The 13161-nt window shown below is 44.1% G+C and carries 9 protein-coding genes; 1 reads left to right on the forward strand and 8 read right to left on the reverse strand.

What is annotated here, in order from left to right:
- Window positions 1-71: 71 nt before the first annotated feature.
- The 4 genes from M1L62_RS14895 to M1L62_RS14910 are packed head-to-tail and all read right to left on the reverse strand — an operon-like array spanning window position 72 to window position 6834.
- Window positions 72-2000, reverse strand: a complete 1929-nt coding sequence (locus M1L62_RS14895; RefSeq protein ID WP_254560377.1) for a response regulator — start codon at window positions 1998-2000, stop codon at window positions 72-74.
- Entirely contained in the window at window positions 2001-2594 is a 594-nt protein-coding gene (locus M1L62_RS14900; protein WP_254560378.1) for a chemotaxis protein CheB, read from the reverse strand.
- Complete coding sequence (locus M1L62_RS14905) at window positions 2591-3406, reverse strand: CheR family methyltransferase (protein WP_254560379.1); 816 nt, start codon at window positions 3404-3406, stop codon at window positions 2591-2593. Before M1L62_RS14905 ends, M1L62_RS14900 begins: the two co-directional genes overlap by 4 nt.
- Window positions 3403-6834, reverse strand: a complete 3432-nt coding sequence (locus M1L62_RS14910) for a response regulator (protein ID WP_254560380.1) — start codon at window positions 6832-6834, stop codon at window positions 3403-3405. The genes M1L62_RS14905 and M1L62_RS14910 overlap by 4 nt, the downstream gene beginning before the upstream one ends.
- 299 nt (window positions 6835-7133) lie before the next feature.
- On the opposite strand from M1L62_RS14910, the gene M1L62_RS14915 reads away from it, so the two are divergent.
- The gene (locus M1L62_RS14915) at window positions 7134-7535 is read left to right on the forward strand and encodes a DUF3224 domain-containing protein (protein ID WP_254560381.1); all 402 of its coding nucleotides are present in this window, start codon (window positions 7134-7136) and stop codon (window positions 7533-7535) included.
- A 4-nt stretch (window positions 7536-7539) separates the two neighbouring features.
- On the opposite strand, the gene M1L62_RS14920 is transcribed toward M1L62_RS14915, so the two are convergent.
- The 4 genes from M1L62_RS14920 to hisC all read right to left on the reverse strand — a co-directional run bounded on the left by M1L62_RS14920 (window position 7540) and on the right by hisC (window position 13131).
- Window positions 7540-8025 (reverse strand): GNAT family N-acetyltransferase, encoded by a 486-nt coding sequence (locus M1L62_RS14920; protein WP_254560382.1) that lies wholly within the window; start codon window positions 8023-8025, stop codon window positions 7540-7542.
- Between the two features lie 16 nt (window positions 8026-8041).
- On the reverse strand, window positions 8042-11383 hold the full coding sequence (locus M1L62_RS29580; protein ID WP_254560383.1) for a UvrD-helicase domain-containing protein: 3342 nt from the start codon (window positions 11381-11383) through the stop codon (window positions 8042-8044).
- 118 nt (window positions 11384-11501) lie between these two features.
- Window positions 11502-12005 carry a hypothetical protein gene (locus tag M1L62_RS14930; RefSeq protein WP_254560384.1) on the reverse strand — a complete coding sequence of 168 codons (504 nt, stop codon included), beginning with the start codon at window positions 12003-12005 and terminating at the stop codon, window positions 11502-11504.
- A gap of 52 nt (window positions 12006-12057) precedes the next feature.
- The gene (hisC, locus tag M1L62_RS14935) at window positions 12058-13131 is read right to left on the reverse strand and encodes a histidinol-phosphate transaminase (protein ID WP_254560385.1); all 1074 of its coding nucleotides are present in this window, start codon (window positions 13129-13131) and stop codon (window positions 12058-12060) included.
- Between the last annotated feature and the right edge of the window lie 30 nt (window positions 13132-13161).

Genomic DNA, 13161 nt, shown 5'->3' on the forward strand with positions numbered 1-13161 from the left:
ATTACGATTAATTAGAAAAATTCGTTGCATTTAATGTTACTTTAATCAGCCCATCTCATCTTCTTTTGTTCCTAAATACCCGATTGCGCGAGCAGGTTACCGATTTTCTCATGAAGCCGGATGGGTTCAAATGGCTTAGACAACGTATCGTTCATACCTGATTCGAGAGCCTGGCGCGTATCTTCTTCAAGCACCGTAGCCGATAGCGACAAAATCGGTGTGGTGATGCCCATTTGCTTTCGGGCATATTGTGCCGTTTGAAATCCGTCCATTTCCGGCATCCGGGTATCCATGATGATCAGGTCAAAAATATTTTCACGCAGCTCTTTGATCGCCTCCTTTCCGTTAACCACCAGGGTCACATCAATCAGCCAGGTGGTTAGGTATTTATTGATCAGCAAGGCGTTGATATGGTTATCCTCGGCAACCAAAATTCTCTTTCCAAAAAACGGGCTAAGACTTTTGAATGACACCACCGGCGCTTTTTCGCTCATTTTCTGGTTGGCGTCTTTCAGCAGCAATGTGAAATAAAATTCACTTCCCTTTTGATACTGGCTCGTTACTCGGAGATCTCCACCCATCAGCAGCACCAGCTTCTGGGAAATTGTCAGCCCCAGACCTGTGCCGCCATAGTTATGCGAAGTTTCCTGAGTCGCCTGGCCATATTCGGAGAAAATCGCCGAAATCCGGTCTTCTGAAATCCCGATGCCCGAGTCTTCCACAGCCAGTCGTATTTTGTGAAAAGAACCTTCCATTCCCTGATGCTCGATTTTCAGTTTCACATGACCTGCGTGGGTGAATTTCAGTGCATTACCAACCAAGTTCATCAAAATCTGGTTGAGACGCATGCCATCGATCAATATACTCTCAGGAATTTCCTTGTCACATATGAGGCTTAGTTCCAGCCTTTTTTCATCGGCCTTAAACCGCATCAGATCGATAATGCCCTTACCCAGAACAAACAGGTTCGTGGGTGTTGGAAGGATTGAAAACTTGCCTTCATCAATTTTGGAAATATCCAGAATATCATTCAGAATATTTAAAAGTGAACCCGACGAATGCAGAAGCATTTCAAGCAATTCGCGCTGGTAAGTTTCCAGTTCCGTAGCTTCCAGCAAATTGCCAATGCCGATGATACCGTTCAAAGGCGTACGGATCTCGTGACTCATATTGGCCAGAAAAGATTCCTTGACCTTTCTGGATTTATCGGCCAGGCTTCGTGCTTCCACGAGCGCCAGTTCATGCGCCTTCCTTTTTTCAATATCATGCAGATTGATAAAAAGAAGACGGTTTTTATACATGATCCGCAGTTCAAGCCAAACCGGCTGACGGAGTTTTCCTATAAACTGGTCTTCGACCACAATCGTTTCTCCGCTCATGTAGGTCTGGTTCACCAACACGCTTTGAAGGCCGGAACGGTTTGGTTCCACCAGCAAATCCAGCATCGAAATATTGATCAGCGCAGCCGGATCCAACCCTAAAATGGTTTGTACCGACGGATTTATCGATAATATCCTTCCCGAATCTGCCGCAACCGTTGCGATGATATCAGGAGAATTGGTGACAATCGTAGCGTAATTTTCAAGAAGCTTGTTCTTTTCTCTGATCTCCCGCTGACTTCTTGCCACGCGGATCAGAGAATCAACCTTGGCATTGGTGATATAGGGATCAAGCGGTTTATAAAGATAATCAATCGCTCCGGTCTTCAGACCGCGCACAGCGTAAGTCGTTTCCTTTGAAATCGCCGTTACAAAAACGATCAGAATTTCCTTGGTTTTAGGATTTGAAGCAAGTGTTTCAGCAAACTCGAAACCATCCATACCCGGCATCTGAACATCAACCAAAGCCACCGATATTTCATTTTCCCAAACGATACGCAAGGCCTCATTTGGTGAAGTAGTGGCAAAAATGGTAATATCGTCCCTGTTCAGAATCGCTTTCAGGGATAATAAATTTTCTTCCCTGTCGTCGAGCAGCAGAATTTTCGTATTTTCCATCATTTAAGTTGAGTAGCTGTAAAGGATACTTCTAATTTCGTCAAAAAAATTTTCTTCATTCAGAATTTGGTGTTTATCGTATTCGTTGATGGCTGCCAGTGGCATTCTTGGTACTTCCGCAAAGTCCGGGTTCTGTACATACGTACTAAAACCCTTTTCTGCAATTTGCTTTATTCCTGCTGCTCCGTCCTCACTCGCTCCTGAAAACAGCATGGCGGCCTTGATGCGTATCCCCGACTGTGCCGCGGAGATAAAAGTGGCATCAATGGACGGACGTGAAAAAAAATCCTTTTCTGTTGCATCCAGATAAAACCGCCGGTCCGGACCGATCAACAAATGATAGTCGGGCACTGCGAAATAAATGCAATTCGTGTCCAGCAAATCAAGATGCTGCGGCTCCTCCATTCTTACTTTTGTTTTTGATTTAAACAGAACCGGGAGTTCAGATAAACTGGATTTTCCACGATGCAAAACAAAAATCAAAGCGCAAGGCAATGGTTTGTTAACTAACTTTATAATCTCTTCAAAAAGCACAAAACTCCCTGACGATCCTCCCATGAGTATCAGATTTAAGGGATCACTTTTTGAGGTTTTCATTTTATCTTCTGGTAAATATTCAGTCGGGTATCAATTATCCTGAAATGCTCTTCATAACCGGAATAACGCAGTGTTTCACGTTTGCCGAGACATAAAAATCCAAACATAGCCAGACTTTCGTACAATAACTTAAAAACTTTCTGTCGTTGTTCCAGGTTAAAATAAATCATCACATTCCGGCAGCTAACCATCTGAAATTCATTAAATACGCCGTCACCGGTCAGATCGTGCAGGGAAAATACAATGTTCTTCCGAAGATCGGGGACCATAACGGCCTGGCTGTAAGCGACATGATAATAATCTGATAAAGAGTGTTTCCCCTCGGCTAACAAATAGTTTTCTGAAAAAGTACGCATGTGCCCCAGACTAAAAACACCCTCGCGGGCAGAGGACAAAACGCGCTCGCTCAAATCGGTAGCATAAATCAGAGAACGGTTGTATAACCCCGTTTCTTTCAGCAAAATAGCCAGCGAAAATGCCTCCTCTCCGGAAGCGCAGCCGGCAACCCAGATCCTGATCGCAGGAAATGATTCAAGATAACTGAAGACCTCCGATCTCAAACTGATAAAGAAATCCGGATCACGGAACATTTCAGAATAATTGACCGTGAGTTCCTGAATGAAATCATAAACGGCCTTTCCGCCCTGTTCCAGATGCACAATGAGTTCGGAAAGATTCATGGCATGTTTGGTCAGATATCTTGAAGCACGGCGCAGCAACGAAGGCCGCGCATAACCCGAAAAGTCGAAGCCCGATATTTCACGAACCCTGACTATCAGCATTTCCAGTTCCTGATATTCCAGCGCGATCATGAATGTAACCAAACTTTTACTAGTGATAATAATTTATCTATGTCGACAGGTTTCGAGATATAATCGTTGGCTCCCGCGGCCAGACACAATTCCCGGTCGCCCTGCATGGCTTTCGCCGTTACAGCGATTATAGGCAGACTACTCCATTTTTGTTCTTTACGTATGCGTTTCGTAGCTTCAATACCGTCCATTTCAGGCATCATCACGTCCATCAAAACCAGATCAATATCGTTGCTTTCTCCAAGCTTTTGCAGTGCCTCACGACCGTTCATAGCAATAACAATTGAAAACCCGGCCTCTTCCAGAACAGCGCTCAATGCGAAAATATTCCGCATATCATCGTCAGCCAGCAACACCTTTTTCCCAACAAAAACACGGTCGGCATGCACCACCGGATTACTGAACATTTGCGGTTTCTGAATCGATGGAGCTGGTTTTGGTTGTATCTTTTTAAGGAACAAATTAACTTCATCCAGCAGGCGCTCATTGGATTTACGCGTTTTCATAACGACAGGGTGCGAATACTTCATCACGCGTGTCAGGTCTTCCTGCGAAAGATCCTCAGCCGTATTCACAATAACAGGCAAAGCTGCCCACCGGGGTTCCGCTTTAATCTTGTCCAGGAGATCAAGACCGTTTATATCCGCCAATCTGATATCCAGAATAATTCCGTCAACAACTTCTCTTTCAAGCAGCGACAGCGCTTCTTCACCCGAATATGCGTAAAGCACAAACAGATTGTTTTCTTCAAGGAAATCGCCGAAATGTTTGCTTTGGAACGCATCATCTTCAATCAGCAAAATACGTTTTCGCTCTGTTTTTGAGCCTTCCAGTTTCAGCAGGTCAAAAATAATCTCAGCAGATTTTTTGTCAACCGGTTTTTGCATAAAACCTATCGCGCCTTCCTCTATGACTTTCGCAATACTCTCTTCACCAGCAGAGACCGTGTGAACGGGAATCAGTCTTGTAGCCGGATCCGCTTTCAATTCCTTTAAAACATCATCGCCAGAAATATCAGGTAAATGCATATCCAGAATAATTGCAGTCGGTTTGAAACTTTGAACCAGACTCAACGCTTTAAAACCAGTGCCTGCCACAACCACTTCAAAACCGTTGTCACGCGCCTTGTTGGCCATATCTTCGGCAAAAATCGGATCATCCTCAATTAACAGCAACCGGTTTTCCCTTGTATTTTCAAGAGGCACAACTGGTTTTACAACGGGAATTTTTATCTCCTCAACTTTTACAACGGTTTCCTCAACAACCTCCTGCGTGTTATTTAACGCATGCTGAAATGGAATGATCAGTGTAAACGACGATCCTTTTCCTTCCTCGCTTTTTAGCGTGATGGATCCCTGGAAAAGATTGGCCAGTTCGCGACTGATCGATAAGCCCAAACCAGTTCCGCCATATTTCCGGCTCGTTGATCCATCGGCCTGCTGGAACGCTTCAAAAATCGTTTTCTGCTTGCTCATAGGAATTCCAATTCCGGTATCCCGGACCTCGAAATGAAGTTTGCCATCCATTTGAGAAATGATCAGCGAAACTGTCCCCGGAGCGGACGTAAATTTGATCGCATTGGAAAGCAGATTACGGAGAATCTGCAATATTCTGACATGGTCAAGGAACAAAGTATCCGGGCAGTTTTCTCCACGAACAAGTTCCAGATTGAGACCTTTATTTTCAGCAACTTTCTGGAACGTATTTCTGATCTCAACAATAAGCAGTTCCGTATTTATGTGTTCAGAATGCAGCTCTATCTTTCCTGATTCTACTTTTGCCAGATCCAGAATATCATTGATCAGCGTAAGGAGGTCATTCCCCGAATTATTGATAACGGCAGCGTATTTTTGCTCTTCATCACTCATCCGCAACCCCTTGTTTTCTGATAATATCCTCGAAAGGATCAGGATACTATTCAGCGGTGTACGGAGCTCATGGCTCATATTCGCCAAAAATTCACTTTTGAAACGGCCTGTTCTTTCAAGTTCATCGGCTTTTCTTTGCACCTGATCACGGGCTTCTTCAATCGTGCTTTTTTGCTCTTCCAGCAGGAACGCTTTTTCTTCAAGTTCGGTATTGATCTGTTTCAGCTCTTCCTGTTGTACACGAAGCTCCTCTTCTGACACCTGTAGTAACGAGGTTTGTCTCGTCAGCTCTTCATTGGTAACTCTTAATTCTTCCTGCTGACTTTCAAGTTCTTCTGCCTGAAGCTGCGTTTTGTCGAGGAGTTCCTTCATCAGCTGGCGCTCTCTTGCCGCCGAGAAAGATATCGCTACGCCATCAGAAATTCTTTCCAGGAGCTGGATAACATTGTCATCCGGTGTCTGCGCATAACCCAATTCCAAGAGCGCGATTACCTTCCCTCCCTGTATCAGCGATTTTATCAAAACAGTATCAGGTGTAGTGCTGCCCAGTCCTGTTTTAATTTTAAGATATCCCGGTGCAACTTCAAGTTTTTTAAGACTTTGTTTTTCATAAATAACCTGTCCCAAAACACCTGTATCCTTCGTAATGGATTGCAGGAGCTCGTTATTACGATCCACCGAATAAGTGGCCGTCAGATCCCAAACGTTACCCAGACGGTTTACCACATATAGCACGCCTGTAACAGCACCCGTAACTTCGGCAATTCTGTCAATGAATTTCTTGGCCAGTTCTTCCTCGGTGGGCTCTCCTCTGATCACCACACTTACCTCTACCGCAGCAGATAAAATCCAGTTTTTCCGCTGATCTTCAAGTGAAAGAATAGCCAGTTCCTGGTTTGCTTTCATCGTCTGCTTTTCCGAGTTTATCTGGGCGATATAAGTCTTCCTGATAAAATAGAAAAGGACAAAAATGACCAGCGTGAAGACGGCCGTTCCGCCCAGGATGATTTCTTTGGCACGGCCAGAGCTTATCACAGCTTCGTCTTCCCGAATTTTCAGCAGCGTATTTTCCGTATTTTCTATTCTGTCGAAGTAAAATTTCAGCTGCGAAGATAGTTTTTGAGCGCCCAGTACCATGTCTTTCAGAGAATCGGAACTGTAACCGCCTTCATTCAGCATTTCCAGCTGTCGGCCCATTAAATCGAGCCGGTCTTTTACAATCGGAGATAAAGTGTCCAGCCGGGCCGTTTGCAGCGGATTATCGATAACCAGTTTCTGCAAATAATTAAACTGATCCAATACTTTTTCACTCGCTTTGCGATGTGCGTTTTCGAAATTGTTATTTTTCAGCAAAGCAAAGCCACGCAAGTTTGTCTCGGCAGTCAAAAGCTGATTTCTGACTTCTGCCGAGGCCCTGATCACCTCGCGGGTGTGGTTCACCCAGCCAGCATTTTCCTGTTGAAGAATAATTGCGTTAAAAGAGGTGTATCCTACGATTATTACAAGAAGAATGGAGACAATTATCCCTGTAAGAACCTGCTGTTGAAAAGAAAAACGCATAAAACGATAGTGGAACGAAGAGTAGTGAATTACGAAATCTCTATTTTGCCGTGAATATCACTAAAAATACCAAGCAGAACTAGATTTCATCCGGTTTTAACCACGTAAACACCCGAGTTTTTTCTACATTTTCTCGTCTGCTTCGGTGACATGGAAATCTCCATGCAAAATATCGGGAATATTCAATTTATTAAAGCATTTCTCAGGCATTTCCGCTGTCGTAATAAATCTGCGAAAAGCTAACAACCTAATGCGTTTTCTTCTATTTTTGGGAATCAACCTAATCACCAATCCGACAGATGAAGTTATCCGCCTCTGCTGTTTTCCATATCACGGATGGATATGAAGAATCTTTCAGTAAAAATGAAAATGGTCAAAAACTCACGACATGCAAATTCTATATTTTTTATGAGGGTGAGCTGTCGGGAGAAAGTGTATTGATGGAACTAAAAAACTATCTGACCGATAAAAAAGCCTCTGTTTATGGTCTGGAAAGGTTTACCGGCGAAGTCGCAGGACGATCCGGTAGCTTCGTCCTGGAACATTCGGGGAATCTTGAAAATGGTGTGATCACCTCTACCAGAAAGGTTGTAGCCGGAACGGGTACAAACGAACTGGCGGGATTACGCGGAGAAGCGGTTTTCACTTCAGGTGAAAACCGGGAGTTTCACCTGAAGCTGGACTATTGGTTTATCGAATGAACCTTTATACAATTTCTTTTACCATCCATAACTCGCAGGAGTGGTGGCCGCTATTGCCCAACGGCGCATCCAGCAAAGCAAAGCCGAGCTTTCCATAAGCCTTAACGGCTTTTTCGAGCTCTGCCATCGTTTCCAGATAAATTCTTTTAAAACCTTTCTTACGGGCTTCCTCGATGCATTTCAAAATCAGGGTTTTCCCCAATCCGTGGCCGCGTGCCTCGGGGAGCAAGTACATTTTTACAAGTTCTAACGTGTCTGCCGGCAATCCCTCGGTTGGGAAAATTCCGGCTCCTCCAAGCACTTTCCCATCCCGCGTTGCCACAAAATACACGCTATTATCGACTTTAAACAGTTCGCTTAAATGATCGGTGCTCGCGTCGTAATAAACCGTACCGGGTTTATCAGCTTTGAATTCCTTAAGCGTTTGTCTGATCACCAGTGCAAGTTCCGGATCGTCAGTTTTTTGAATTTCTCTTATTTCAATATCCATGATTACAATAAATTATCTAGGCTTCATGCGGCGATATCCATTCAATGCCATCGTTTTCCAATGTAACTAAAACCGCCCTGGCCTGTTTTCCTTCATTTGAATATATTTTGACAAGTCGTTTTAAATGATTGCGCGCCTGATCGCTCCCGACACCCGCAATAAAAGTCATGAAAACATAACTGTCATCCGGCAAGTAAACGAGTCTGTCAACGTGCAGCATTTTACCGCCCGGAAGCAGCAGTTCTTTGTTGATCTGAACCTTCGCATTTGCATCGTACAAGCTGCTCAGCGAATCATTCCTGAACAATTCCGTAAGTTGTAAATACAAAGTTTTCGCCTCCTCCCGGGTCATAATCCCGTCGCGGACAAGCTGGCCTGCTGTTTGCGGCAAGTCGCTTACCAAATTCATCCGGATCAGCAGATGACGCATTTTTTGCAGGTGATCTTTTTTACGTTCAAAAGTTTCGATATCAAAAATTCGTTCCGCCATTCTCCTTAGCCGCAACGACTCGCTCCGGTCATTGCTGATCACATGATCAATAACAAAAGATTCTGAATCGTTTTTTGAATGGGCGTGAAAACACTGATCGTCACCCTGTGAAATAATGTATCGGCTTTCGACGTCGTCATAAGCCGGCACTGCCTCGGGGGCACTCAGATAATCGTGCATCCAGGTACTCACCAAGGTCGATTGTTTCCAGTTTTTCTCACGTTTTGCCAAAACATACAATCGCTGCACGGGCCGGGTAAATGCCACGTAAAGCAAATTCAGGTTTTCAACCAGTGTTCTCGTTTTTTCATCACGGTACTGATCGGCCACCTGTGTATTTTCCAAATCCTTAACCACCGAAACAAGCGAACTTCGCAACTTTTTATCGGGCAATTCCTCAACCTGATTGTCTGTGAGGCTCAGCTCATCATAAGAAATCTCATCCAGATCAATCCACAACCTGTCCAGTTTTGCATTGGGGGTAACTTTCCAGTTCGCATAGGGAACAATCACCACGGGATATTCAAGACCTTTGGACTTATGGATCGTTGTAATTCTAAGCGCATCCGTATCCGCCGGAATGGTTATGGAAAGCTTATGTTTGGCAGTTTCCCAATGCTGAAGAAAATCACCCAGGTGATTGCTCCGCCTCGTCCCAAATTCCAAAACCACGTCCAGAAACCGGAATAAATATTCGTTTTCTGTCTTATTTTCAAAAAGGCCAAAGGTTTGCATCAGCAGCTCGCTTAGCTCAAAAACGGTAAGCTGGCGCATCCGGAAAGCTGTCAGTTCAATTCCATATTTTGAGAAATACGAAAGAAAACTGTCCAGACCTTTTTGCGTACAAAGCAAACGAAGCGCTTCATGTTCTTCCGCCGTCGGGTTTTCCTTTCGTATCACCCGGTGAAACAAATAAGCGGCTTCATAACGTTTCAGGCGCTGATCCGTATGCAGCACTTCCATAAAAGAAATCACAAAATGCACCGACCTTGAATAACCCAACGACAAAGCATCATCGGAAATTAACGGATATCCGATTTCCTTTAAAGCATTCGCCAGCGAGGTGGCTTCTTTCTTTTTTCTGCACAAAATAGCAATATCCCGCCATTGATAACCACTTGCACGTAATTCAGAAATCAGTTCCAGGCTTCTCGTTACAATCGCGTCGTTTTTTGTCTCGACCTCGGAAAAATCATCCCCGTATTCCTGCATATCCAGAAATTCAATCTGAACATGTCCGCCTTCGTTAACCCCAGGGGGAATTTCCTGTTTGAAGTTTTCATCATAAACCCCTTTGATCAGCGGGTATTCCTCTCCTACCGTTTCTGAAATAAATCCAAAAAACTGATTATTAAACGTTGTGATTTCCCGGAAACTCCGTCGGTTTGTCCGCAAGTGATCTATCTCCAAATGACTATCAACACTCCATAACCGCTCCTCGTTATAAATATTATCGCCCAGGATCGGTGCCAGCTGCATCACCTGATTTTGAGCAAGATGCAGGATAAGGTCCATATCCCCTCCGCGGAAACGATAGATGGATTGTTTGGCATCACCAACGATCAGGTTAAAATATCCGTCCGCCAATGCATTCTCGATCAACGGCAGCAAATTGGCAAACTGCAATTTTGAAGTATCCTGAAATTCATCAACCAAAATATGATTATATTTTTCTCCAAGTCTTTCAAAAATAAACGGGACAGGCTCTTTTGATACAATTTCAAGAATCCGTCTGTTAAAATCCGAAATATGGACCTGATTGTTTTGCCTTAAAAGTGCATCAAATTCCTTGCGTATTTCCCCAAGCAGGGACAGGTTATATAGATGCCGGTCTAGCTGGAGGTATAACGTTATTTTCTCCGACTCGCCATTTCTGATATTTTCAATTTCATGATATAGTCGTTCCAGTTCAATACGGATCGACTCGATTTTATCTTTGATGGGTGCAGCCGTCTTTGCTCCATACCAGTTTTCCTCCCCAATGGTTTTTCCGCTGACATAAGAATTCGGAGCAGTCCATAAGTTTTTACTCTCGCTTCTGTCCTTGAAATAACCATATATTCCACGTCCTCCCTGATAGAAATCCTTGTCAACCAGATATTCGTTAACGATCAGTTCAAAACCACTTGTGGCCAGCCTTTTTATTGCCTCTTCCCTGCCCTTCACAAAAGCCCGCATCTGGTTGCGGATCGCAACCCAGTCGCCCATTTGCAGATCAGCTACGCGCTGCATTTGCAAATAACTCTGCTCACTTAACAACGTTCCGGCAGTCTCCCGGATCTGCGCCGGCAAAGCAGCCCAGCTTTTTCCCTCTTCTGCCTTCTCGCGGTAATATCGCTCCACAATATCCGACAAAACCTCCTCACCCTCCTGCCCGATCCTTGCCAGCAACCGATCCACGGCTTCGTCCAGCAAATCACCATCAAGCTGTGTTTCAAAGACAAAAGGAATACCTAATTCATCGGTAAAGCTGCTGATAAGCCGCTGCGTAAATTTGTCGATCGTCATCACAGAAAAATCCGAATAACGGTGCAGAATTTGCCTGAAAACCAGCTGAGCCCTTCCTGAAATAAGCTCTTTGGCGCCGGCATAAAGTTCCGGGTCTTCCAAAGTCGACGGATACAACTCCGTGACCACATCGCGAAGCATCGGATGCTCCGGAGCCGCCGAAGACATGGCACCCGAAAATATCCTGAGCATCAATAAAATACGCTCTTTCATTTCGTTGGCAGCAGCATTAGTGAACGTTACAGCCAGAATTTGCCTGAAATAGGTATCCGAATTGGAATGCAGGGCAAGTTTGAGATATTCCTTGGTAAGTGTGTAGGTCTTACCTGAACCAGCCGATGAGCTATATACTTTGAACACGTTGGAATGTACTTATTTTGAGGAGTAAAAATAGCATTTATAAATGCTTAGAGCCAATATACAAAAAAAGCAGGCTTAATGCCTGCTTTTCCTTCTATCATATTTTAAAGACCAGACGTTACAAGTTAAATCTTATACCTCCTGATATGTTGGGGCTAAAAAAGAACGGAGCCGGAATGATTTCCACATAGGTACCACCTTCCAAAAACACAGAAATACGGTTGTTAGGGATGAAATATTCAACTCCACCGATCGCAGAACCGCCCAGGGAAACAGCGCCGTTGGTTTTTTCGGTGCGTTTGACATAACTTCTGCTGTTAACCTGCCCGCCTAAGCCGTAATACACGTGAACAGATTCAGAGTTAAACAACGGTGTCTGCCACAGGTAGTGCACCTGTATCGACAAGCCGACGTTGGGTCTTACCTTATCGTTTCTGTAACTTTCTTTAAGCATGCCATAGGTACCAACTGTTACATCGATGGCATTGATGTTATTGAAATATTTACGGATATTCACTCCGGTTGGTTCTCCCAGTTTAAAGCCGACAGCCCAGTTGTCGTTTTGCGCCTGTGCAAATCCAAAGCAGAGTGTACAAATAAAGATTAGTGCTAGTTTCTTCATAATTAAACAGTTGGTGCGGAAAATAATTTGTTATAGTGTGAATGAAAGTGTTTTACGCAATTACGCTATTTTGTTTAAATTTTTTCAAAGATTCCACCAAAAGCTCATTTTCCTCTTTTGTCCCCACGGTAATCCGCAAACATCCTTCACACAGATGTACCCGGGACCGGTCTCTGACAATGATTGCCTCATCGATCAGATAGGCCATCACCGATTTTGGATCGTCAAAATGTACAAGCAGAAAATTGGCATCCGATGGAAATACTTTATTCACCAACGATAAATTTTCCAGCATCGTACGTAAAGAAGCTCTTTCTTTCAGAATTTCTTTAACCATTTCGTCTTTTTTCTCCACAGCACCCAAACCTTCCAATAAAGCGCGCTGTGCAGGCAGACTGATATTATAAGGCGATTTGATTTTATTCAGGATCTTGATCAGCTCAGCCGAAGCGAAACACATCCCTGCACGGATTCCCGCAAGTCCCCAGGCTTTGGAAAAAGTTTGCAAAACAACCAGATTCGGGAAGGTATCCAGGCGGTCGATCCATGAAACTGAATCGGTGAAGTCTACATAGGCTTCGTCCACAACTACCAATCCGTTGAAGTTATTCAGGAGCGTTTCGATTGCTTCGTCCTGCATCACATTTCCCGTCGGGTTATTTGGCGTACAGACCCAGATAATTTTAGTGTCCGGTGTAATCGCTTTCAAAACCGCATCCACGTCAATTTGATAATCGGTGGTAAGAGACACTTTATCAATCTGCACATTATGGATCGAAGCGCTTACTTCATACATGCCATAAGTCGGCGGAAGGATAATAACGCGATCTTTTTCTGGCGTACAGGTTGCTCTGATCAACAAATCGATTGGTTCATCGCTTCCGTTGCCAAGAAAAATACGGTTTGTACTGATATTTTTTATTGGGCTTAATTTCGCTTTTATTTCCGCCTGATACGGGTCCGGATACCGGTTATAATGCTCCTCTGTAACAGATCCGTAGGGATTTTCATTGGCATCCAGAAATGTACCTGCATGACCGGTGTATTCATCACGTGCAGAAGAATACGGAGCCAACGTTAAAATGTGGGGGCGAATGACCGAGTTCAGGTCGAAAGAGTTATTCATTTTTGTTACTAGTTGAGAGCATCATGCCGG

This window comes from Dyadobacter diqingensis (assembly GCF_024220585.1).
Classification (GTDB): Bacteria; Bacteroidota; Bacteroidia; order Cytophagales; family Spirosomataceae; genus Dyadobacter; species Dyadobacter diqingensis.

What these genes read in the sequence shown, in the direction of transcription:
- M1L62_RS14915 (WP_254560381.1), top strand. Translation starts at nt 7,134, where the DNA reads ATGAAGTTATCCGCCTCTGCTGTTTTCCATATCACGGATGGATATGAA.
- M1L62_RS14910 (WP_254560380.1), bottom strand. Translation starts at nt 6,834, where the DNA reads ATGCGTTTTTCTTTTCAACAGCAGGTTCTTACAGGGATAATTGTCTCC.
- M1L62_RS14920 (WP_254560382.1), bottom strand. Translation starts at nt 8,025, where the DNA reads ATGGATATTGAAATAAGAGAAATTCAAAAAACTGACGATCCGGAACTT.
- hisC (WP_254560385.1), bottom strand. Translation starts at nt 13,131, where the DNA reads ATGAATAACTCTTTCGACCTGAACTCGGTCATTCGCCCCCACATTTTA.
- M1L62_RS14905 (WP_254560379.1), bottom strand. Translation starts at nt 3,406, where the DNA reads ATGATCGCGCTGGAATATCAGGAACTGGAAATGCTGATAGTCAGGGTT.
- M1L62_RS14895 (WP_254560377.1), bottom strand. Translation starts at nt 2,000, where the DNA reads ATGATGGAAAATACGAAAATTCTGCTGCTCGACGACAGGGAAGAAAAT.
- M1L62_RS14900 (WP_254560378.1), bottom strand. Translation starts at nt 2,594, where the DNA reads ATGAAAACCTCAAAAAGTGATCCCTTAAATCTGATACTCATGGGAGGA.
- M1L62_RS14930 (WP_254560384.1), bottom strand. Translation starts at nt 12,005, where the DNA reads ATGAAGAAACTAGCACTAATCTTTATTTGTACACTCTGCTTTGGATTT.